Source organism: Stenotrophomonas sp. CASM101 (assembly GCF_049384845.1).
GTDB classification, from domain to species: Bacteria; Pseudomonadota; Gammaproteobacteria; order Xanthomonadales; family Xanthomonadaceae; genus Stenotrophomonas; species Stenotrophomonas hibiscicola.
This window is the reverse complement of sequence record NZ_JBMRFR010000007.1, coordinates 151,187-174,124: the sequence shown is the minus strand read 5'-3', so window position 1 is coordinate 174,124 and position 22,938 is coordinate 151,187. Positions and strand designations below refer to the sequence as shown.

Here is a 22,938-nt window from a genome sequence, read left to right as displayed (position 1 = left end):
TCGGCGTCACACGGGAGTGGGCGCCCCATACCGGGGCGCCCACTCCGCCAGGTCAGCGCTTGGCAGCAGTGCTGACCTTCAGTGCAGCGGCATCGACGCGGGTCACGCCCTTGATGCCCTTGGCAGTGGCAACCGCCTTGTCCTTCTCGGCCTGGGAAGCCACCGCGCCGCTCAGGCTGACAACGCCGTTCACGGTTTCCACCTTGATCTCCGTGCCCGGAACGTTGCTGCTGGCCAGCAGGTCGGCCTTCACCTTGGTGGTGATCCAGGTATCGGTCACAGGCTCATTGGAGTCATGGCGATCAGCATGCGTGGCCGGATGGCTGCTGGTCGGCGGGCTCTTGGCAGCGGGATCCTTGGAAAATGCAGCCGAGGAGGACAGCGCCAGGCCCAGCGTCAAGGCAGAAGCAATCAGTGTGCGGGAGGTATTGCTCATCGTGTCGTACTCCTTCGGGATGTGCTGCCAGTCTGGACAAGCCGCCGTAGAGCAGGCGTGGCGCTGCGGTCATGCCGCCGTGAATCGAACTGTTTCCTGGGGCAACGGTTCAGTTTGGCCTGCCACCACCCGTCGTATACCCTGCCCTTCCCACAGCCGGAGCTCTGCCATGCGCCCCGACCTGCAACTGGCCCTGATCGGCTACGGCCTCGCCGGCCGCGTCTTCCATGCGCCGCTGATCCAGCACACACCCGGGCTGGCGCTGCACAGCATCGTCAGTTCGCAGCGCGACACATTGCTGCGCGCGTTCAGCGACGTGCACGTCCGTGCGATGCCGCAGGACGTGTTCGACGATCCGGCCGTGGACGCGGTGGTGATTGCCACACCGAACGCGCAGCACGCGCCGCTTGCAATCGCGGCGCTGGCCGCGGGCAAGCACGTGCTGGTCGACAAGCCGTTTGCGCTGGATGTCGCTGAAGCCGAAGCGGTACTGGCTGCGGCACGCAGCGCCGGCCGCATCGCCACCGTGTTCCAGAACCGGCGCTTCGATGCGGATTTCCTCACCCTGCAGGCGCTGCTGGCCGAAGGCGCACTGGGCGACGTGGCCGAGTGCCATGCGCATTTCGACCGTTACCGGCCGCAGGTGCGCGATCGCTGGCGCGAGCAGGACGGGCCCGGTAGTGGCCTGTGGTACGACCTGGGTCCGCATCTGCTGGACCAGATGCTGGTGCTGTTCGGCTGGCCCGAGGCGATCGATGCGGATCTTGCCGTGCTGCGCCAAGGCGGCAGCGGCATCGATTACTTCCACGCCGTGCTGCACTACCCGCGGCATCGCGCGATCCTCCATTCCGGTTCATTGGTCGCGGCACAGACCCCGCACTTCAGCGTGCATGGCAGCAAGGCAAGCTGGATCAAGCACGGCCTGGACGTGCAGGAGGCGCAGCTGCGCCGCAGTGTGGCACCCGGTGCGCCAGGCTGGGGTATCGATCCGCGGCATGGTGAGCTGGTGCGCTGCGATGCCGAAGACAACGTGCAGCGCACGACGGTGGACAACCTGCCTGGCGACTACCGGCGGCTGTATGCGCAGTTCGCCGCGGCGATGCACGGCGACGGAGAAGCCACGGTCAGCCCGGTGCAGGCATTGCAGTTGATGCGGCTGCTGCAGGCCGGCATGGACAGTGCGCGCGAAGGGCGGCGAATCGCGTTGGGGTGATCGGCAGGGCTGCGCCCTGCACCCGCAGAAGCGGTAGTGCCGGCCGCTGGCCGGCAACCTCAACAGCAAAAGCCGGCTATCCGTGGGATGGCGGGGTGGGTCGGGTTGCGGGGGACGCCGTAAATCCGTCCCTGGAGGCTTGGCCGCGCCATCCATGCCGCAGACACCCCCGCAACCGGACCCACCCCGCCTTCGACAGTTTCCCGCGGCTGTTGGTGGGTGCCGACCGTTGGTCCGCACAGTAGATCCACGCCATGCGTGGATGGCGTGGAAATGATCGGAATGCGCTCGTGTGGCCTCATGGGGTCGGACCCCTTTCCTGCGGAAAGGGGTCCGACCCCAGCAAGGCTTACGACTTCTTGATGGCGTGCCCACCGAACTCGTTGCGCATCGCCGACAGCAGGCGGTCGGTGAACGAGTTGGATTCGCGCGAACGCAGGCGTTCCAGCAGCGACAAGGTGATCACCGGGGCCGGCACGTCCAGCGCGATGGCTTCGGCGACGGTCCAGCGGCCTTCACCGGAATCCTCCACATACGGCGCGATGCCATCCAGCGACGGATTGCGCTTGAGTGCTTCGGTACTCAGGTCCAGCAGCCACGAACGCACCACGCTGCCGTGCCGCCAGACTTCGGCCACCTGGGCAAGGTCCAGCTCCATCTCCTGCTTGCGCTCCATCAGCGCGAAGCCTTCGGCGTAAGCCTGCATCATTCCGTACTCGATACCGTTGTGCACCATCTTGGTGAAGTGGCCAGCGCCGGATGGGCCGACACGCGCCCAGCCGCGGTCCTCGGCCGGTGCCAGCGTACGCAGCAGCGGCGCGATCTGCTCCACCACCGGCGCTTCGCCACCGACCATCAGGCTGTAGCCTTCCTGCAGGCCCCACACGCCTCCGCTGGTGCCGCAGTCGACGTAGCCCAGGCCGTCCTCGGCCAGCGCCTTGGCGCGGCGGATCGAGTCCTGGTAGTTGGAGTTGCCGCCGTCGATGACGATGTCACCCTCGGCCAGGTGCGGGGTCAGCTGGCCCAGCGTCTGGTCCACGGTTTCGCCGGCCGGTACCATCAGCCACACCACGCGCGGCACCGGCAGCGCGGCCACCGCGGCGGCCAGCGAATCAACCACCTCCAGGCCGGCCTCGGCGGCGCGCTGGCGGGCGCCTTCGCCCGGGTCGTAGCCGACCACGCGGTGGCCGCCGCGATGCAGGCGCTGGGCCATGTTGGCGCCCATGCGGCCGAGGCCGATCATTGCAATATCCATTGTTTCACCTTCAGTTGGGGTCTAGGGTCAGGCTGCCTGGCCTGCCGGTAGCCGCGCAGTGGCGCAGCTGCGCCTCGCGCCAACGCCGGTAGAGCGTGGTATGCAGATTGTGCACCGCCAGGTCGATCGAAAAGGGGGTTCGCGGGTTGCGGTCAAGCAGGCGGGCGATGTGGTAGCCGATGGGACGTATACCGCGCGGATGCACATAGATCACGAACTGCTGGTAGAACGGATCGTCCAGCAGGCGGTCCATGCGTGCCAGCGTGGCGTGGTAGCGCGGCGCAAGCGCCGCGCGCACCTCAGGGTCGCGCTCGAACAGCAGGCGTTCGAAGTAGCGCTGGCCGGTGCGCGGGATGTCCTGCGCGAGTTTCCATAGTTCGACGTTGCGCTGGTCGTACCAGGCGAGGCCGCCATGCGTGGCCAGCGCCCGCGCAGCGTCCTCGCCCACCTCGACCACCACGAAGTTCTCGGCCTGGTTGCTCAGGTCGTCCAGCGTGGCCTTGTCGTATGCATGCTCGATGAAACCAGGCACACCGACGAACGCCTGGCGCCCCATCGCCGAGGTACGCACTGCCTTGCCATCGGCGAAGAAATCGCCGGCATGCGCGCCAAGCAGGATGCTGTCGGTCCCATGCAGGGCGAGAAAGGTGCCGATCGACAGCTCATCCGCAGAGAACTCGGTATCGAAGGCAGCATCGCCATACAGCTCGCGCTGGGTGGCCAGCTGCGCGACCTGGCGGCCGACACCGCATTCGGCACACACGGCACCGTTGTAGAACGCCTGCAGCGCCTTGCTGTTGCCCGCGCTGGGAACGAAACCGCGGCCAAGACTGTGCGTACGCTGCCAGCCTTGAGCGCGCGGGCCCTGCAGGCCGAAACCGATCCAGCCCATCTGCAGGCCGGAGAAGCGGAAGCGGGTGTTGGCCTGCAAGGCCGAGGCGGCGCGTTGCGTGGCCGCCCCCAGCTGGAACGCATAGGCGCAGATCGTGGCCGGATCGTCCAGCAACTGCTGCAGCAGCGCCTGGCGTGCAGCAGCGGACATGTGCGCCGGCCAGCGCACGTGCAGATCGCCTGCTGCCTGCGCCTCGGCCAGCGACGCACGGGTGCACACCGCGCCACCATGCACCTGCGGCTCCTTCAGCGCGGCCTCGTCGAAGCGCCAGCCCAGCCGCAGCAGCAGCCCCTGGGCGCAGTCGCCGGCTGTGGCCGCCACGCCCATCACAGGCGCGAGCAACAGGGCCGCGCCCATCAGCCAGCCGTGCACGTTCACCCTTGGTCCGTGCGGACCGGCGCGGGCTCAGGAACTGCTGCGGGTGGTGGCGGCGGTGGCGTGCCCGCAGCCTGTGGCAGGTACTGCTGCAGGCGCTGGAAGAAACGGCGATAGAAATCGGCGTCGGTAACCGTGCTGCTCGCCACTTTCACCAGCGAATCGTCATTGCTGCCGAACGGCAGTGATACCGAGCCCAGTGCACCGACGCCGACACTGGCGGACGTCGGGCTCTTCTTCAACGCATAACGGTCCTGCACGGCGCTTACGAACACCAACGCCTGATCGCCCCGGGGCGCACAGGAGATGCGCAGCACCAGCTGCTCATGGTCGTCTTCGCGCGGCTGGAAGTTCTTGTTGCCTTCCACCTGTGCGTCATCGGCACGGGCGATGGCGTACCCCTGGCTGAGCAGGGTGCGCCGCGCCGCTTCACAGGCATCGCCGGGGCGGCCATCGACGGTACGCGAGAACGTGTCGCCGGAATCGAAGGATTCGCGCAGCAGCGTGCTGTCGGCGGCACGGCCACCACAGGCCGACAGGATCAGGGCGCTGCCAAGCGCCACAACAGCACTGGAAACGAGGGAGGACCGCATGGGTGCTCCTGCGAGGACGGTACCGGCAAGGGTAGCCCCGTTGCTGTGTGCGGCAGGTCGAAAGCACCCGCGTCAGGCGGCCCCGTTTGCAGCCGGTTCATGCACGAAAAAAGCAGAAGGCCGGCAATGCCGGCCCTCGGGTATCACATACCGTGTCCGGCTCAGTCCGCCCAGCGACCGGCGCCGGTCGACTGCGGCAGCACCTGTGCCGACAGCGGGCGGTCGTTGGCCAGCAGGTTCACCGCATCGGCCAGGATGGACGCCGACTCGCGCAGCAGCGGGTCCGGGCGCTTCTCGGCCGCCTTCTCGCGCGCGGCGTCCTTGACGATGTCGCGCTCGTTGCCCGTCAGGCCGTCATCGCTGCTGTCATCGGCCAGCGGGTCCAGGGCCAGGCCCAGCTCCTTGCGCTGCAGCTGGCGTTCCTTGCGCTGGGCATCCTGGCGCTCACGCTCGGCGCGGCGCGTGGCCTCGTTGAGCGAGATGTACTTCTTGGCCGCCTCGGTGCGGAACTGTTCCACGTCCTCGTTCCACCACTGGAACTCCTTGTCGGTGGCGATGCGTGCGTCGTGGCGGGTTTCCAGCTTCGGCAGCAGCGGCGCGAAGTTGCCGTATTGGGTGTGCGGCACGGCGGCGATGCGGGTCCACGGCAGGGCGTTGTCGTAGGTGCTCTCGCCGAACTCGGTGGCGTCGACACTGGCCGGGAAGGCCAGGTCGGGCACCACGCCCTTGTGCTGGGTGCTGCTGCCGCTGATGCGGAAGAACTGGGCGATGGTCAGCTTGACCTGGCCAAAGCGCTGGGTCTCGCCGCTCGGCCAACGGTCGAGGTCGACGATGTTCTGAACGGTGCCCTTGCCGAAGCTGGTTTCACCGATCACCAGGCCACGACCGTAGTCCTGGATGGCACCAGCAAAAATTTCCGAGGCCGAGGCCGAACCGCGGTTGATCAGCACCGCCAGCGGGCCATCCCACGCCACGCCCTGGTTGCGGTCGCTGTTGACGGTGACGCGGCCACCAGACTCGCGCACCTGCACCACCGGGCCCTGCTCGATGAACAGGCCGGTCAGTTCGATGGCTTCATCCAGCGAACCGCCGCCGTTGTTGCGCAGGTCCAGCACCACGCCGTCCAGCTTGTCGTTCTTGAAGCCGGCCAGCAGCTTGGCCACGTCGCGGGTGGCCGAGGCGTAGTCGGCCGCATTGCGGCGACGGCCTTCGAAGTCCTGGTAGAAGGTCGGCAGCTTGATCACGCCGATCCTGCGTGCCGGCTCGCCATTGGCGGCCGGGATGGTCATGGTCTCTCCCTTCGCGGCCTGTTCGGCCAGGCGCACCTTCTGGCGGGTCAGCACCAGGGTGTGGTGCTTGCCGTCGGCACCCTCGGCGGCCGGAATGAATTCCAGCTTCACCTGGGTATCCTTGGCACCGCGGATCTTGGCCACGACGTCGTCGATGCGCCAGCCGATCACGTCCTCGACCAGGCCGGACTTGCCCTGGCCGACGCCGACGATGCGGTCACCCGGCTTCAGCGTGCCATCCACTGCAGCCGGGCCACCGGCAATGATCTCGCGGATCACCACCATGTCGTCCTGCCGCTGCAGCTGCGCACCGATGCCTTCCAGCGAAAGCGACATCGCCTGGTTGAAGTTCTCGGCGGTGCGCGGGGTGAAGTAGTCGGTGTGCGGATCGACAGCGCTGGTGTAGGCGTTCATGAAGAACTGGAAGACATCCTCGCCCTTCAGCTCGTTGACCGACTTTTCAAGCGTGGCATAGCGCTTGTCCAGCGTCTTGCGGATGTCATCGGGCTTCTTGCCGGCCAGCTTAAGACGCAGCCAGTCATTCTTCACCGACTTGCGCCACAGCTCATCCAGCTCGGCGCTGCTGGCGGCCCACGGCACCTTCTTGCGGTCGTACTCGAAGCGCTCGTCGGTGGTGAAGTCCGGTTCCTGCTTGAGCAGCTTGCGCGCGTAGGCCACGCGTTCGCCGACGCGCTGCTTGTAGACCGCAAAGACCTGGAATGCCGGCTCCAGCTCGCCGCCGCGAATGGCCGAGGAAATGTTGGCTTCGAACGGCGCAAAGCGCGCCACGTCGGCCTGGGTGAAGTACTGCTTGCCGCCGTCAAGCGTCTCCAGGTAGCGCTTGAACACGTCCTTGGACGTGGCCTCGTCCAGCGCGCGCGGGCGGTAGGCATAACGGCTGTCGGACAGCAGGCCGTACACCAGCTTGGAGGTGGTCACCTGATCGGCGGTTACCGCAGCGGGCAATGCCGGCGAGTCGGCCTTGGCCGCCAGCGCCAGCGGCGCCACCAGCGCCAGGGCCATCAGGAATGCGGGGGCTTTGAATTTCATTGACGTGCTCGAAGGCGCCTTGCCAAGGGGGAGACTGCGGGGTGTTAAGACACCACGACAGTGCCGAAAGTTGCCGAGTTTGTCACCCGGCCGCGCTCGGTGGAAAACCAGCCTAGCCGGGCCGGTGTAGCAAATTGTGAATGCATGTAGAGCCGAGCCCATGCTCGGCTGGCCGGCAGCAAGCAGCCGAGCATGGGCTCGGCTCTACGGCAGGCAGAGGTGTGCGGACCAACGGTCCGCACCCACAGGAGAAGCAGCTCCCACCCACCGGGAGGGTGTCAGGAAACCCCTGCGCCCTTGGCCTGGACGTCGGCGTGGTACGACGAGCGCACCATCGGGCCGGAGGCCACGTGGCTGAATCCCAGCTCGTAGCCGTAGTCCTCCAGCGCCTTGTAGTCCTCGGGAGTCCAGTACTTCAGTACCGGGTGGTGATGCGCGGTCGGCTGCAGGTACTGGCCGATGGTGATCATGTCCACATCGTGCGCGCGCAGGTCGCGCATGGTGGCCTTGATCTGTTCGAAGTCTTCGCCCAGGCCCAGCATGATGCCGCTCTTGGTCGGCACGCCCGGGTGCTGCGCCTTGAAGTTCTTCAGCAGGTTCAGCGACCACTGGTAGTCCGCACCCGGGCGCACATTGCGGTACAGGTCCGGTACGGTTTCGATGTTGTGGTTGAACACATCCGGCGGGTTCTGCGCCAGGATCTCCAGCGCGCGCTCCATGCGGCCCTTGCCACGGAAGTCCGGCGTCAGCACTTCGATGCGGGTACCCGGCGACTTTTCGCGGATGGCGGTGATGCAGTCGACGAAGTGCTGGGCACCGCCGTCACGCAGGTCATCGCGGTCGACGCTGGTCACCACCACGTACTTCAGGCCCATGTCGGCCACGGTCTGGCCGAGGCTGGCCGGTTCGTTGGCATCCGGCGGCTTCGGGCGGCCATGGGCCACGTCGCAGAACGAGCAGCGGCGGGTGCAGACCTCGCCGAGGATCATGAAGGTGGCGGTGCCATGGCCGAAGCATTCGTGGATGTTCGGGCAGCTGGCTTCCTCGCATACGGTCACCAGGCGGTTTTCGCGCAGCTTGGCCTTCAGGTTCTGCACGGCATTTCCCGAGGGAATGCGCACGCGGATCCATGACGGCTTGCGCAGCACCGGCGCGTCGGCGAACTGCACCGGCGAGCGGTTGATCTTGTCACCGCCCAGCTGCTTGACCCCGGCCTGCAACGGCGCGGCGGATGGGGAGTCGCCCTGCACGATCTGCAGGGGAATGGAACGGGCGGTGGTTTCAGTCATGGCAGTTCCGGGAGCGGTCAGGCGGCCGCAGAAAGATCGGGCAGTTCGTGCGTGGGCTGGAGCAGCAGGCCGAACTGGCGGGCCAGGTGCTCCAGCAGTACCGGCTTGACGGCCTCCATGCCGGAGGGCCCGCCCAAGTCTACTACCGAGGTCACCTGCAACCCCTGATAGCCACAGGGATTGATGCGGTGGAAGGGTTCCAGGTCCATGGCCACGTTGAAGGCCAGCCCGTGGAAGGTGCAGCCGCGCCGCACACGGATGCCGAGCGCAGCGATCTTGGCACCACCGACGTAGACGCCCGGGGCGCCCTCGCGGCGTTCGGCACCGATGTTCCACTCGGCCAGCGTATCGATGAGGGCCTGCTCGATGCGGCACACGTAGTCGCGGACCCCGATCCCCAGCCGCGGCAGGCGCAGCAGCGGATAGACCACGATCTGGCCGGGACCGTGGTAGGTCACCTGGCCACCTCGGTCCACGTGCAGCACCGGGATCTCACCCGGTGCCAGCACGTGCTCGTCCTTGCCGGCCTGGCCCAGGGTGAACACCGGGTCGTGCTCGACCACCCACAGCTCGTCGGCATCGTTGTCGCTGCGCTGGTCGGTGAAGCGCTGCATGGCGCGCCATACCGGCTCGTAGGCCTGGCGGCCGAGGTCACGGACCACCGCCGGACGCGGCGCGCGGTGTTCCGGGGCGGCTTCGGCCGGGCAGCTGTCGGCTACAGCGTCCACTTCACTTCCGGGTGGTCGCGCAGCGCCTGGTGCGCCAGGTCGTACTGCTCGCGGCTTTCGGCCTTGAACACGATGCGGACGGAGACGTACTTGCCGTTGGAGGAGTGCTTCCAGCTGATGCGTTCGTTGACCACATCGATGCCGGCAGCCAGCAGCAGGCGGGGGAGCTCATGTTCCAGGCCGCGGTTGGCCGGGCCCATGGCGCTGAGCTCGAACTGGCCGGGGAACTGGAAGCCGTGGTCGGGGTTGTCGGACTTGATTTCCATGGAGCCATTATCGGGCCGCAGGGCAACAAACCCAAGAGTATTCATCAACGTCAAACGGCGCACTGGTGAGTCGCTGCGTTGCAGCTGAACAGACGTTCAGCATTGGTCAATGCCCCGAAGCCCACTACAGGGGGGTTCAGGATTGTCCTCACGAGACAATGTCGTTTTCGGAACAGACAAGTGATTCGAACGCGCTCGTTCCGTCACGTCCCCGCGAGTACCGTGTCGCGGCATATAACGACAGACAGAACAAAGCCCTCCCAATGAGTCCCCCTTCCCACCGCCGCCTTGCGGCCCTCGGCCTGTACGGCCTGCTGGCTGCTGCCCTCCCGCTTGCCGCCCAGGCGGCCGAACAATGTGGCCCGGACGCGATGCGCGACCATCCGCCGCAGGTCAATTTCCGCGTCGACAACGACCTGTTCGGCGGCCGCCACCAGGATCAGGGCTATACCAACGGTGCGCTGTTGACCCTGGTCTCCCCCAATCTGGTCGATTACACCGACGACCCCTGCCTGCCGCGCATGGCGCGCTGGGTGAACCGGTACCTGGAAGGGCTGCATCCGGGCAGGTTCGAACAGCAGAACATGATCTTCAGCATCGGCCAGGGGATTTTCACCCCAACCGATTTCAGCCGCAGGGACCTGATCGAGGACGACCGCCCTTACGCCGGCGTGCTGATCGCAAACTTCGGTTTCAATGCGCGCAGCGGCGACCGCCTGCAGACCACCCAGCTGACACTGGGCGTGGTCGGCCCGTGGGCGCAGGGCAAGCAGGTGCAGAATGCCGTGCATGAAGTGTTGGGCGACGAGAAATTCAAGGGTTGGGACAACCAGCTGCACAACGAACCACTGTTCATGCTGACCCATGAGCGCATGCGCCGCTGGCCGGGCGATGCCAGCGTCAATGCCGACGGTTGGGGTTGGGACGCGATCAGCCACTACGGCGGGTCGATCGGCAATCTGGAAACCAAGGCCAATTTGGGCGGTGAAGTGCGCTTCGGCTGGAAGCTGCCGGATGACTTCGGCAGCACGCCGTTGCGCCCGGCAGGTGAGAACACGGCGCCGACCCGCGGCGGCCGCCCAAGCGGGTGGTCCTGGCACCTGTTCGCGACCTCCGACGCTGCCTGGGTGATCCGCGACATCACGCTGGATGGCAACACCTTCCGCAACAGCCACAGCGTGGACAAGCGCCATGTGGTGGCCTACGGCGGGTACGGCGTGGCGGTGATGTACGGCCGCTGGAAGTTCGCTGCCGCGCGCTACCACAGCACGCGAGAGTTCAACGGCCAGCGCCAATCGCCGGTGTTCGGCAGCTTCACCATCAGCCGCTCGCTGTAGGCGAGGGGCTGAGGGTGAAGCGGGTAGGTGCCGACCGTTGGTCGGCACACCGGTTACTGCATCGCTCGCTGCAAGTGAGGCGCTGCCGGTAGTGCCGGCCGCTGGCCGGCTCTCGCATTTCCGGATGGATTCATGGGGAGCCGGCCAGCGGCCGGCACTCCCCCCATCCGCATCCGACATCCCGAAACGAAAAGGCCGGCATACGCCGGCCTTTTCATTCACCACGCCGGGGCGTGGATCATTCCGATTCCCACCACATCCAGAAGCTGTCCCACAGGCGCTTGAAGAAGCCGGCCTGTTCGACGGCAGCCACGGCGACCAGCGGCGCTTCGGCGACGACCTTGCCGTCCAGCGTGACCTTCACGGTGCCGATCTGCTGGCCGGCAGTGAACGGTGCCTCCAGGGTCTTGGGCACGTCGATGCTCGGCTTCAGGTCGTTGTAGCGGCCGCGCGGCACGCTGACCAGCATCGGCTGCGCCACGCCCAGCTGCACCTTGTCGGCGGTGCCCTTCCAGACCTTGTGCTCGGCCACGGGCTTGCCCGGCTCGTACAGGCGGTGGGTCTCGAAGAAGCGGAAACCCCAGTTCAGCAGGGCCAGGCTGTCATCAGCGCGCTGCTTTTCCGACGCACCACCCAATACCACGGCGATCAGGCGCTGGTCGCCGCGCTGCGCCGAACTCATCAGGCAGTAACCGGCTTCGGAGGTGTGGCCGGTCTTGATGCCGTCGACGCTGCCATCTCGCCACAGCAGCAGGTTGCGGTTCGGCTGCTTGATGTTGCCGACCTGGAATTCCTTGATCTTGTTGTACGCGTAGGTTTCCGGGTAATCACGCACCATCGCGCGGCCCAGCAGTGCCAGGTCATAGGCGGTGCTGTGGTGGCCTTCGGCGGTCAGGCCGTGGGCGTTGACGAAGTGCGAGTTCTTCATGCCGATCTTGGCGGCGTAGCTGTTCATCAGCGACGCGAAGGCTTCTTCGCTGCCGGCCACATGCTCGGCCAGGGCGATCGCGGCGTCATTGCCGGACTGGATCGCCATGCCCTTTTCCATGTCTTCCAGGCGTGCGGTCTGGTTGACCGGGAAGCCGCTGTAGCTGCCATCGGTGCCGGCGCCGCCTTCGCGCCATGCGCGCTCGCTCATCATCACCTGGTCATCCGCACGGACCTTGCCGTTCTTGACCTCGGCGGCAACCACGTAGGACGTCATCACCTTGGTGATGCTGGCCGGGGCCAGCTGCTCGTGGATGTTTTCGCCAGCCAGCACCTGGCCGGTGGCGTAGTCCATCAGCACCCAGGCCTTGGATACGCTCGGCACCGGCGCCGGGGGGGTGGCAACGGTGGCCGGGGCGGCAGCGGCGGCGGCAGGCGCAGGCGTGGCCGGGGTCGGCAGCGGCGTCTGGGCGGAAGCCAGGCCCACCACCAGGGTGGCGGCCAGGGCGGTGGCGGCGGAACGGAAATTCATTGGACAGCAGGCTCCAGGGGACGGCCGGGAATGGAGGGTGGAACGAAGCGGCCATTGTAAGGCCGGGCGAGCCTGGGCCGGCAGCACCAGCCCAGGCGGGTCAATCCTTGACGATCTGCGGCGAACCCAGGCCCAGACCGGCGATGCGGCCGACAAGTTCCGCGGCACTGGCATGGTCGCTGGCGGGAACGCGCAGCCGGAACAGGGTGCGGCCACCGGCGGCGATGTCGCTGATGGTCGCGCCGACAATGCCGGCCGCGTTGAGCTGGCCCATCGCGCGGTTGGCATTGTCGCGGCTGGAGAAGCTGGCGACCTGCACCATCACCGCGCCGACCACCTGCTGCGACAGGCTGGGGGCCGCTGCGGTGGCGGGCACCGTACGCACTGCGGCCGGCGCGACCGTGCGCGGCGCGGCGCTGGCGACTGCAACCGGCGCCATTGTGGGGCTGCGCACCGGCGGTGCGCTCGGCGGCAGGCTGCTGACCGCCACGTCCGGCACCGCGCTGGCCACGCCCTGTGTGGTGGCCGGCTGGCCACGCGCAGGCGTGGCGTCGGCCGGAAGGCGCTTGACCAGGCGATCGATGTCGCTGTCGGCGGTGGCACGCGCAGCCGTTACCGGGCGCGTACTGGCCGCCGCGACAGCCGTTTCGGCGGCACGGCGCTCGCGGCGCGACGGCTTCTGCGCCAGCAGGTTGCCCTCGCCCGGCTGCAACGCGCGCACCTCCACATTGCCGGTACCGCGCTGGGTGATGCCCAGCCGCACTGCGGCGGCATAACTGAGGTCGACCACACGGCCATCATGGAACGGGCCACGGTCGTTGACGCGCACGATCACCGACTCGCCGTTGTCCAGGTTGGTCACACGGGCGAAGCTGGGCAGCGGCAGCGTCTTGTGCGCGGCGGTGAACTGGTACATGTCGTAGACCTCGCGGTTGGAGGTCAGGCGGCCGTGGAACTTGGCGCCGTAGTACGACGCGGTACCGCGCTCGACATAGTTGCGGGTGTCGTCGAGCACCTTGTACGACTTGCCCAGCACCACGTACGGCGACTTGTTGCCGATGGCCGAACGCTCTTCGGCGGTCACTTCCGGCTCGGGAATGCAGGCGACGTTGGGAATGTAGTCCGGGGTGCTGTCGCGCACGCCTGGCTTGTACAGCCCCCCGGCGGTGTAGTTGCCGCGCGTGTTCGGGTCTTCCTTGGCCGCGGCATAGGGCGAGCCTTCCGGGCAATGCGCCGGGCGCGAGCCCCGACCCTGCACCACCGTGCCGCTGGGCTTGCCACCGTGGCCGGCCGTGGCCGGCTTCTTCGGCGCACTGCTGCAGGCAGCCAGCGCGAGGACGATCAAGCTCGGGACCAGCCATCTGATGTTCATGCCGGGGGCAGCTCCTGTCCGGCGATGGCCTGCGACAACTGGAACACGGCCATCGCGTACATCTTCGAGAGGTTGTAGCGGGTGATCGCGTAGTAGTTCTGGAAGCCCAGCCAGTACTGCTTGCCGGTGCTGCCCTCAAGCGTGATCGGCGTTGCGGTGGCGCCCGGCTGCACCGCAGCGCTGGGCTGGTAGCCGCGCTGGGCCAGGTCGGCCAGCGACCAGGTCGGCATCCATTCGGTCGGGTTGAACTCCTCGCGACCCGGCGCCAGCGTGGCCGGTACGGCCACCTGGCCACCACGGACCCAGCCGCCCTTCTTCACGAAATAATTGGCGATGGACGAGAACACATCGTCGTAGCTGGTGAACAGGTCGCGACGGCCATCGCCATTACCGTCCACGGCGTAATCGAGATAGCTGGACGGCATGAACTGGCCCATGCCCATCGCACCGGCATAGCTGCCCTTGAGCGTGGTGATGTCCAGCTTTTCCTCACGGCCCAGCTCGAACAGCTTGGCCAGCTCATCGCGGAAGAACAGCTCGCGGCGCACTTCGCGTTCCAGCTTGGCCGGGTCGCCACTGCGCGGGTAGTAGAACGCCAGCGTGTACAGCGCATCGAGCACGCGGTGGTTGCCGGCATTTTTCCCGTAACTGGTCTCCACGCCGATGATCGCCACGATCACCTCGGCCGGCACGCCGGTGCGCTGCTGCACGCGATCCAGTTCGGCACGATGCTGGGCCAGGAACGCGCGGCCGCCATCGATGCGTGCCTTGCTGATGAACATCGGCCGGTATTCGTTCCACGGTTTGACCCGTTCGGCCGGACGCGACATGGCGGCGATGATCGGCTGGCGCACCTGCGCCTGGTCGAGCACGCTGCTGATCTGCTCCGGCTTCAAGCCATAGCGCTTGGCGGTATCGGCAATGAAGCGGGCCCGTGCAACCTCGAACGGCACCGGGGTGAGATCGACCGGCGGTGCGGTGGCGGCAGCGGCTTCAGGCGCGGCCTCGGCCGGACCATGGGCCTTGGCGGACGGCTGGCGCGGCGTGCTGCTGGCCTGCGGTGAAGACGGTGGAGACTTCGGCTGGGTCGCGCAGGCGACCAGGCCGAGGGTGAGCATGCAGGCCAGAGTGCGTCGAATCATCGTCGCAGGTTAGCAGGTCATGGATGAATTAAAACCCCTAACACCATGAATCACAACGATTTGCCCCGTTCAGCGGGAAATGTGAAGACGTCGTGATCGGGCTTCCCCATTCAGATAGAGGTGGCCGGTTGCGTCCCCATCCCCGCAGACGCAACCGGCGACCGGATCCGGTCGATACCTGCGCGGCTGCCGCTCCCCAGTGGCAGTGCCCCGCGCTCCCTGTATCGGTTGGATCAGTACTGCTCCCGCCCGACGCCCCCTCGCGCTGCAACGATTGACGGCGCGCCGTGCCGAACGGGCCGCCATTGTGCAGGCCGATTACGACAAGTCCATTGATCAAGATCAACGCGGCGTAAAAGTGTGAACCAGCTAACGTTTTTTGCGGACTTTGGTCAGCGGGTGTGCTGTCGTGCAGCGTTGTGAGAACGCTTCCATAACCGGCGTTGCGCAGAGTCAGGAAGTTTCCAGCCATCGGCGCAGCCCCTCGTGGGCGGTGTCTGGGTGGTCGCGGAAAGGAGAAGCCGCGGGTGGGCCGGTCGGGTTGGGTGCGCGGGGGACGCCGTGAATCCCTCCCTGGAGGCTTGGCAGCCGCTTCCATGCGGCTGACACCCCCGCGTACCCAACCCGACCGGCCTCTGACAGATTTCGGAGGTCTGCCACCCACGGAGAAGAAAAAGAAGATCAAAAGATCGCGACGCTGCGCTTGCTCGTGACCCGAGCATGGATCGGCTCTACACAAGGCAATGAAGCGACCCGCCAGGCCGCCTTTGCTTTTGATCTTCTTTTTCTTCTCCGGGGGAGACGCGCACGGAACCTGTCCGTGGCCGGGTAGATGGGCTGCGCAGGGGCGTGAGCCGCATGGATGCGGCGACCGAGCTTACATGGATGTACTTGCAGCGTCCCCTGCGCGGCCCATCTACCCGGCCCCACCCATGAACTGCTTTGCGCGGTCATCCACGAGGGGCTGCGCCGTTGGCTGGAAACCCTATCCCCCGTGCACGGGTCGGTGCCCGCGCACCGCCATCACCAGCCCGATACCCGCCAGCAGCGACACCGCCGAGGTACCGCCATAACTGATCAACGGCATCGGAATGCCCACCACCGGCAGCAGGCCGGAAATCATCCCGCCGTTCACCAGTACGTACACGAAGAACGCCAAGCCCAGGCTGCCGGCCAGCAACCGTGCGTGCGTATCGCGGGCGTGCACCGCGATCCACAGGCAGCGGCCGACCACGAACAGGTACAGCGCGAACAGCGTCGCCACGCCGATCCAGCCGAACTCTTCGGCCAGTACCGAAAACGCGAAGTCGGTGGTGTATTCGGGCAGGAAATCCAGCGTGGCCTGGGTGCCCTGCCCCCAGCCACGACCCTGCCAGCCACCGGAACCAATCGCGATGCGTGACTGCAGGATGTTCCAGCCGGTGCCGAGCGGGTCTGCCGCCGGATCGAGGAAGGTCAGCACGCGATCCTTCTGGTACTGACGCAACAGACCGAACCATGCCAGGGGTGCGGCCACCGCAAGCCCTGTTGCCCCGGTCGCCACCCATCCCCAGTGCAGGCCCGCCAGCAACAAGGCGAACACGCCGCTGGCGGTGACCAGCGTTGCGGTACCGAGGTTGGGCTGCATCAGGATCAGTACTGCAGGCATGCCGATCAGCACCGCAGCCGTCAGTACCGTGCGTGGCGACGGCGGCAGCGGTTGGCGATGCAGGTACCAGGCCATCATCAGCGGCAGGCTGAGCTTGAGCAGTTCGGACGGTTGCAGGTAGAACACGCCGAGGTTGAGCCAGCGCTGCCCGTATTTGCCGGTGCCGACCACGTAGACCGCCATCAGCGGCAGCATCGACAACGCATACAACGCTGGTGTCCACGCCCGCAGGCGCAGCAGCGAAACACGCGACAGCAGCCACATCGCCACCAGGCCACCGGCAAAGCGCGCCGCCTGCCCGGCCACGGGGCCGGACACGCTGTGCAGCACCGCCAGGCCGACGCCCATCAGGATCAACAACGCAACCAGCAACGGCAGATCGATCGTGCGCACCGCCTCACGGCAGCCGCCAAGCAGTCGTTTCCATTCCACACGGCCACGGTAGCAATGCGTGCTTGCGTGAAGCTGTCAGCGCGGCGCCGCATTTGTAGAGTCGAGCCATGCTCGACTACCTTTCATACAGCAGAAGCAGCCGAGCATGGCTCGGCTCTACAAGAATCAGGAGCAGGAAGCGCGGCGGCTAGCCGTAGCCGCCGTGCACCGGGTTGTGGCTGCGCACCGCCATCACCAGGCCGAAGCCGGCCAGCAGTGACACCGCCGAGGTACCGCCGTAACTGATCAGCGGCATAGGCACGCCCACCACCGGCAGCAGGCCGGAAATCATCCCGCCGTTGACCAGTACGTAGACGAAGAACGCCAGTCCGGTGGCCCCGGCAAGCAGGCGCGAATAGGAATCGCGCGATTGGCTGGCAATCCACAGGCAACGCCCGATCACCAGCAGGTACAGCGCCAGCACGGTGGCCACGCCGATCCAGCCGAATTCCTCGCTCAGCACCGAGAACGCGAAGTCGGTGGTCTGCTCGGGAATGAAGTTCAGGTGCGACTGCGAGCCCTCGCCCCAGCCCTTGCCATCGAAGCCCCCGGAACCGATCGCGATCTTCGACTGGATGATGTTCCAGCCGGCGCCAAGCGCGTCCATTTCCGGGTCCAGGAACATCATGATGCGGTCCTTCTGGTACGGCCGCAGCAGCCAGAACCAGGCCACCGGCGCGACCGCGGCCACGCCGCCTACGCCCAGCCCGACCCACCACCACGGCAGGCCTGCCAGCAGCAGCACGAACACGCCACTGGCGGCGATCAGCACACCGGTGCCGAAGTCCGGCTGCAGCATCACCAGGCCGGTCGGTACGCCGATGATGACCAAGGCCACGAGCACGGTATTGAAGCGCGGTGGCAGCGGCATCCTGTGCAGGTACCAGGCCACCATCATCGGCAGGCTCACCTTCAGCAGCTCGGCCGGCTGCAGGTAGAAGAACTTCAGGTCCAGCCACTGCCGGCCGTACTTGCCGGTGCCGAGCACGAACACCGCCAGCAACGGAATCATCGAGATCGCATAGATCATCGGCGTGGCCGAGCGGATGCGCAGGATAGGCACGCGCGAGATGCCCCACAGCGCCGCCATGCCCACCGCGAAGCGCGCGCCCTGGGCCATCACCAGGCTGTCGCCTCCGGCACTCTTCAGGGTCGCCAGGCCGATCACCATCAGCGCGCCGAGGGCCAGGCACAGCACCCAGTCCAGCGTACTGAAGAAGCGGCGCAGCATGTCGCCGGCCCAACGCAGGAACACTCTCATCGTGCGGGCTCCGCAGGGGTCGGCCGTGGCGTGGCCGGCAACGCGGCGGCCTGCGCATCCGGCTGCGGCGCGGGTGCAGGCGCCGGTGCAGGCACGCCGATCAGCACCGGATGTTCTCCCACCTGTGCAGCGGCAAGGTCGCCGGCCTGGCGCGCGCTCGCGTCTTCGTTGTCGAACGCGGTGGCGCCGATGGCAGTGGTGCCGCGCTCGCTGTCCAGAGGCTGCATGCCTTCGGGCATCTTGCCCAGCAGGTAGGCATCGAACACCTTGCGGGCGATCGGCGCCGCGGCTGAACCACCGTAGCCACCGCCTTCCACCGCCACCGCAATCGCGATCACCGGGTTTTCGACCGGCGCGAAGCCAACGAACAGCGCGCGGTGGCGCAGGTGCATCGGCAGGCTCTTCGGGTTCACTGCAGCAGTGCCCTTGCGGCTGATGACCTGTGCGGTACCGGTCTTGCCGGCCATCACGTACGGCGCACCCACCGCCACGCGCCAGCCGCTGCCGCCGGGCCGCATGGTCGCCATCATGCCCTCGCGCACGGCCTGCACGTTGTTGGGGTTGGGGCTGATCGGCTTGCTTTCGCCGGCCGGCATTGCCGTCCAGTCGCTGTCGAATCCTTCGCGCTGCTGGATCACCAGGTGCGGGGTGCGCAGCTGGCCGTCGGCCAGCGCGCTGACGCCGCGCGCCAGCTGCAGCGGGGTGACCTTCCAGTCGCCCTGGCCGATGCTGATGTTGACCGTGTCGCCCGGGAACCAGGCTTCCTTGCGGGTCTTCCGCTTGTAGGCCGGCGACGGCAGGATGCCGCCGATTTCGCCGGTGAGGTCGATGCCGGTCGGCTGGCCGAAGCCGTAGTACTCCATGTAATGGTCGAAGCGCTCGATGCCCAGGTCCAGCGCCAGCTTGTAGTAATAGGTATTGACCGATTCGGCGATCGACTTGCGCAGGTCGGTCCAGCCGTGGCCGCCGCGATGCGCATCACCCCAGCCACGTGAAGTGCCGGGCAGGTAGAACATGCCGGTGGACAGCACCTTGTCTTCCGGGCGGCGCACGCCCGAATCCAGGCCGGCCAGGCCGATCAGGGGTTTCAGCGTGGAACCGGGGGCGACGCCACCGAGCACCAGGCGGTTGAACTGCGGCCGCGACGGGTTTTCGTTCAATGCCTTGAAGTCGGCATGGGAAATGCCGTTGACGAACAGGTTGGGGTCGTAGGACGGCAGGCTGACCATCGCCAGCACTTCGCCGGTACGCGGGTCCATCGCCACCGCCGAGCCTTCCTGGTCGCCGAAGGCAGCCACCATCGCGCGCTGCAGGTCGGCGTCGATCGACAGCCGCAGGTCCGCACCGGACTGCGCGGCCACCCGGCCGATGGTGCGGATCGCGCGGCCCTGCACGTTGGTCTCGACCTGTTCATAGCCGACCCGGCCACGCAGCTGCTGCTCGTAATAGCGCTCCAGGCCGGATTTGCCGATGTGGGTCAGCGCGGCATTACCTTCGCCGAGGATTTCCAGATCCTTGTCATCGACGCGACCGACGTAGCCGATGATGTGCGCGAACAGATCGCCATACGGGTAGCGCCGGGTCAGGTAGGGTTCCAGCTCGACCCCCGGGAAACGCCAGCGGTCGACGGCAAAGCGCGCCATCTCCTCGTCGCTCATGCGCAGCTTCAGCGTGACCGGCAGGAACTTGCGGCGCGCCTTGCGCGACTTGTTGAACGCTTCCAGCTCTTCCGGGCTGATGCTGATGATCTTCGCCAGCCCTTCCAGGGTGGCGTCCATGTCCTTGACCTTGTCCGGGGTCACGTCCAGGCGGAACGCCGGCACGTTCTCGGCCAGCAGGCGGCCATTGCGGTCGTAGATCATGCCGCGCCCGGGCACCACCGGCCGCGGCTTGATGCGGTTGGCTTCCGAGCGCGTGGCATAGACGTCGTGGTCCAGCACCTGCAGCTTGAAGTACCAGCCGCCCAGCCCCAGCAGGCAGACCAGCACGCCCAGGAAACCGAGCGCCGCGCGACGGCGGAACTGCTCGGCTTCGGCGTGTGGATTCTTGACCTGGCGGCGCGGAATCATGGCTCAGCGCCCGCGCTTGCCGAAGCGCACCGCGTCCAGCAGCACGAACACCAGCGGCCACAGGCCCATGCCCAGCAGCGGGGCCCACCAGTACGACCACGGCAGGGTCGGTTCGCCCACCAGGATGTGCACCAGTGCGCTGACGATGCGGTCGTTGAACAGCAGGCCGCCGATGGCCAGCATCTGCTGCGACATCGGGAAGAAGCGGATGCGCGCGCGGAAGCGCTGCAGGATGAAAGCCAGCATCACCAGCCGCAGTGCCTGCTCGCCGAGGACACCGCCGTACAGCAGGTCGGCGATGACGCCGCTGGCGAAGGCGATGCCCAGGCCGACGCGCTCGGGCGCTTCGATGACCCAGTACGCCAGCACCAGCGCCAGCCAGTACGGGCGCAGCGGCTGCAGCAGCGCCGGCAACGGCAGCAGGCCCAGCAGCAGCGCCACCACCAGGCTGGCCGGCAGCACCCATGGCTTGTCGCGCAGGCGGCTCATCGCTGCGCCTCCGGCGTGGTCGGTTGCCGGCCAGCGGCCGGCACTACCGGGGCAGCAGGATCAGGGGAGGATGCGGGGGCAACAGACCTCGTTTGCGACGAGGGCTGTTGCCGGCCAGCGGCCGGCACTACCGGGGCGCTGACCGGAGCTGGCGTCGTTGCCGCTGGCGCGGTTCCCACGGGCACGGTGGCGCCGGTGGCCGGGCCACCCGGGGCGGTTTCTTCCAGCTGCAGGCGCAGCTCCGGCGGAATGCGGATCGCCGCGCCCGGGCGCAGCAGCAGCACGTCGCGGCCGCGGTCGAGCTGCGCCGCCGGCTTCAGTTCGCCGACCAGGAACGCATGGGTGTCGTCCGGTCGCAGGCCGGTGATGGTGCCGACCGGGAAGCCGGCCGGGAAACGACCGCCAAGACCGGAGGTGACGATCTCATCGCCCACTTCCACCCCGGCGCTGAGCGGAATATCGCGCAGTTCCAGCGTGTCGCCGCGGCCATAGACGATCAGGCGAACGCCGTTGCGGGCCACGGTGACCGGCACGGCATGGTCAGGGTCGGTCAGCAGCAGCACGGTAGAGGTGCCGCCGGTGACGCTGATCACCTGGCCCATCAGGCCGCCGGCGTCGATCACCGCCTGGCCGACATGCACGCCCTCGCGGCTGCCGGCATCGAGTACCAGGCGCTGTTTGACCGGGTCCAGGTCGATGTCCAGGATCGGCGCCAGCTGCACGTCCAGGCCACTGCGCTCGGCCACGTTCAGCAGTTCGCGCAGCTGGGCATTGTCCAGTGCGGCGGTCTGCAGGCGGGTCAGGCGCGCGTTGGCCAGCAGCAGCTGGTTGCGCAGTTCGCGGTTCTCGGCGACCAGCTGGCTGTGGCTGGCGGCAGAATCCTTGACCTGGTTGCCGAGCTTGCCGGGCAGGCCGGCCAGTGCCCAGACCGGCTGCACCAGGCTGTTGGCCTGCTCGCGCAGGCGCGCCAGCCAGCCGGCCTGGTCATCGAGCACGATCAGCGTGATGGCCAACGCGAGATAGGCCAGCAACCGCAGGGGGCTGGCGGCATCACCGGATCGGGAGGCGACGGGAGGACCGGCGTAGGGCGGCACGGCAACGATTCAACTGGCAGAAGGCGGAAGGGAAACACGCGGGCGCCCCGCCGGTGCCGGCCCGCCATCACGGCGGGCCGCACCCCGGAAGGGCGCGGCGGGCAGGAACGGCCGGGACGGCTTATTCCGGCGCAAAGAACTCGTTGCCGTGCATGTCCACCAGCTCCAGCGCACGACCGCCGCCGCGGGCCACGCAGGTCAGCGGATCGTCGGCAACCTGCACGTGCAGGCCGGTTTCCTCGGAGATCAGGCGGTCCAGGTCGCGCAGCAGGGCGCCGCCACCGGTCAGCACGATGCCGCGCTCGGCGACGTCGGCGCACAGTTCCGGCGGGGTCTGCTCCAGCGCCAGCTTCACCGCGCTGACGATGCCCGACAGCGGTTCGTGCAGGGCCTCGAGCACCTCGTTGGAGCTGATCTTGATCATCTTCGGCACGCCCTCGGCGAGGTTGCGGCCGGAGATTTCCATCTCGATCACTTCCGCCTGCGGGTAGGCGCAGCCCAGCTCGACCTTGATGCGCTCGGCGGTGGCTTCACCGATCAGCATGCCGTGGTTGCGGCGCACGTAGTTGGTGATGGACTCGTCGAAGCGGTCGCCGCCGATGCGGACCGAGGCCGAATAGACGATGCCGTTGAGCGAGATCACCGCCACTTCGGTGGTGCCGCCGCCGATGTCGATGACCATCGAGCCACGGGCTTCGGTGACCGGCATGCCGGCGCCGATCGCGGCGGCCATCGGCTCTTCGATCAGGAACACGTCACGGGCACCGGCTTCCTCGGCCGATTCCTTGATCGCGCGGCGCTCGACCTGGGTCGAACCGGCCGGCACGCAGACCAGCACGCGCGGGCTCGGGCGCAGCACGCGCGACTTGTGCACCTTCTTGATGAAGTGCTTGAGCATCGCCTCGGTGTAGGTGAAGTCGGCGATGACGCCGTCCTTCATCGGGCGGATGGTGGTGATGTGGCCCGGGGTACGGCCGAGCATCTGCTTGGCTTCGGCGCCTACGGCTGCCACCGAGCGGGTGCCACCGATGGCACGGTCCTGGCGCACGGCCACGACCGATGGCTCGTTCAGTACGATCCCCTGCCCGCGCACGTAGATGAGGGTGTTGGCCGTGCCCAGGTCGATGGACAGGTCGTTGGAGAACATGCCACGGAGTTTCTTGAACATCTGAGGAAGGAGTCCTGAGGGGTGTCGTGCCCGCCGCGGGATGGCGAAAAAATGGGCAGAAATCGAGGCCGACAAGCCTAG

Annotated in this window: 19 protein-coding genes; 2 read left to right on the top strand and 17 right to left on the bottom strand. The window is 67.2% G+C overall.

Annotation, left to right across the window (positions count from 1 at the left end; genetic code table 11):
- Positions 1-52 precede the first annotated feature (52 nt).
- Positions 53-436: a BON domain-containing protein gene (locus VG543_RS12565; RefSeq protein WP_423178987.1), complete on the bottom strand. Its 384-nt coding sequence runs from the start codon at positions 434-436 to the stop codon at positions 53-55.
- A 169-nt stretch (positions 437-605) separates the two neighbouring features.
- Between VG543_RS12565 and VG543_RS12560 the strand changes: the two genes are divergently transcribed.
- Entirely contained in the window at positions 606-1,649 is a 1,044-nt protein-coding gene (locus VG543_RS12560) for an oxidoreductase (RefSeq protein WP_262213993.1), read from the top strand.
- A gap of 349 nt (positions 1,650-1,998) precedes the next feature.
- Here the strand turns inward: VG543_RS12560 and gnd are convergent, their stop codons facing one another.
- The 7 genes from gnd to VG543_RS12525 form a co-directional block, all read right to left on the bottom strand.
- A complete protein-coding gene (gene gnd, locus VG543_RS12555) occupies positions 1,999-2,904 on the bottom strand; it encodes a phosphogluconate dehydrogenase (NAD(+)-dependent, decarboxylating) (RefSeq protein ID WP_111098686.1) in 906 nt (301 codons plus the stop codon).
- Between the two features lie 10 nt (positions 2,905-2,914).
- Complete coding sequence (locus tag VG543_RS12550; protein WP_423178992.1) at positions 2,915-4,153, bottom strand: hypothetical protein; 1,239 nt, start codon at positions 4,151-4,153, stop codon at positions 2,915-2,917.
- 17 nt (positions 4,154-4,170) lie between these two features.
- Positions 4,171-4,764 carry a DUF2242 domain-containing protein gene (locus tag VG543_RS12545; RefSeq protein WP_019660672.1) on the bottom strand — a complete coding sequence of 198 codons (594 nt, stop codon included), beginning with the start codon at positions 4,762-4,764 and terminating at the stop codon, positions 4,171-4,173.
- Between the two features lie 161 nt (positions 4,765-4,925).
- Positions 4,926-7,103, bottom strand: a complete 2,178-nt coding sequence (locus tag VG543_RS12540; RefSeq protein WP_019660673.1) for a carboxy terminal-processing peptidase — start codon at positions 7,101-7,103, stop codon at positions 4,926-4,928.
- A gap of 278 nt (positions 7,104-7,381) precedes the next feature.
- Complete coding sequence (lipA, locus tag VG543_RS12535) at positions 7,382-8,392, bottom strand: lipoyl synthase (protein WP_423178989.1); 1,011 nt, start codon at positions 8,390-8,392, stop codon at positions 7,382-7,384.
- A 17-nt stretch (positions 8,393-8,409) separates the two neighbouring features.
- Complete coding sequence (gene lipB, locus VG543_RS12530; RefSeq protein ID WP_019660675.1) at positions 8,410-9,120, bottom strand: lipoyl(octanoyl) transferase LipB; 711 nt, start codon at positions 9,118-9,120, stop codon at positions 8,410-8,412.
- Positions 9,108-9,386, bottom strand: coding sequence for a YbeD family protein (locus VG543_RS12525; RefSeq protein ID WP_005411067.1), 279 nt, complete (start codon positions 9,384-9,386; stop codon positions 9,108-9,110). Before VG543_RS12525 ends, lipB begins: the two co-directional genes overlap by 13 nt.
- Positions 9,387-9,649: 263 nt before the next feature.
- Here VG543_RS12525 and VG543_RS12520 point away from each other — a divergent pair, with 263 nt between their 5' ends.
- Entirely contained in the window at positions 9,650-10,723 is a 1,074-nt protein-coding gene (locus VG543_RS12520) for a lipid A deacylase LpxR family protein (protein ID WP_021203734.1), read from the top strand.
- A 238-nt stretch (positions 10,724-10,961) separates the two neighbouring features.
- Here the strand turns inward: VG543_RS12520 and VG543_RS12515 are convergent, their stop codons facing one another.
- The 9 genes from VG543_RS12515 to VG543_RS12475 form a co-directional block, all read right to left on the bottom strand.
- Positions 10,962-12,182, bottom strand: coding sequence for a D-alanyl-D-alanine carboxypeptidase family protein (locus VG543_RS12515; protein ID WP_171952619.1), 1,221 nt, complete (start codon positions 12,180-12,182; stop codon positions 10,962-10,964).
- 100 nt (positions 12,183-12,282) lie between these two features.
- On the bottom strand, positions 12,283-13,554 hold the full coding sequence (locus VG543_RS12510) for a septal ring lytic transglycosylase RlpA family protein (protein WP_019660679.1): 1,272 nt from the start codon (positions 13,552-13,554) through the stop codon (positions 12,283-12,285).
- The gene (mltB, locus tag VG543_RS12505) at positions 13,551-14,696 is read right to left on the bottom strand and encodes a lytic murein transglycosylase B (protein ID WP_423178990.1); all 1,146 of its coding nucleotides are present in this window, start codon (positions 14,694-14,696) and stop codon (positions 13,551-13,553) included. The genes VG543_RS12510 and mltB overlap by 4 nt, the downstream gene beginning before the upstream one ends.
- 985 nt (positions 14,697-15,681) lie before the next feature.
- Positions 15,682-16,776: a rod shape-determining protein RodA gene (gene rodA / locus VG543_RS12500; RefSeq protein WP_312542121.1), complete on the bottom strand. Its 1,095-nt coding sequence runs from the start codon at positions 16,774-16,776 to the stop codon at positions 15,682-15,684.
- 148 nt (positions 16,777-16,924) lie between these two features.
- Positions 16,925-18,037, bottom strand: a complete 1,113-nt coding sequence (rodA, locus tag VG543_RS12495; protein ID WP_019660682.1) for a rod shape-determining protein RodA — start codon at positions 18,035-18,037, stop codon at positions 16,925-16,927.
- On the bottom strand, positions 18,034-20,106 hold the full coding sequence (gene mrdA / locus VG543_RS12490; protein ID WP_021204560.1) for a penicillin-binding protein 2: 2,073 nt from the start codon (positions 20,104-20,106) through the stop codon (positions 18,034-18,036). The genes rodA (VG543_RS12495) and mrdA overlap by 4 nt, the downstream gene beginning before the upstream one ends.
- Before the next feature lie 3 nt (positions 20,107-20,109).
- Positions 20,110-20,595 carry a rod shape-determining protein MreD gene (gene mreD, locus VG543_RS12485; protein ID WP_019660684.1) on the bottom strand — a complete coding sequence of 162 codons (486 nt, stop codon included), beginning with the start codon at positions 20,593-20,595 and terminating at the stop codon, positions 20,110-20,112.
- Positions 20,592-21,689, bottom strand: a complete 1,098-nt coding sequence (mreC, locus tag VG543_RS12480) for a rod shape-determining protein MreC (protein WP_049481455.1) — start codon at positions 21,687-21,689, stop codon at positions 20,592-20,594. Before mreC ends, mreD begins: the two co-directional genes overlap by 4 nt.
- Before the next feature lie 121 nt (positions 21,690-21,810).
- Positions 21,811-22,857 carry a rod shape-determining protein gene (locus tag VG543_RS12475; RefSeq protein WP_005419402.1) on the bottom strand — a complete coding sequence of 349 codons (1,047 nt, stop codon included), beginning with the start codon at positions 22,855-22,857 and terminating at the stop codon, positions 21,811-21,813.
- Positions 22,858-22,938: the final 81 nt, after the last annotated feature.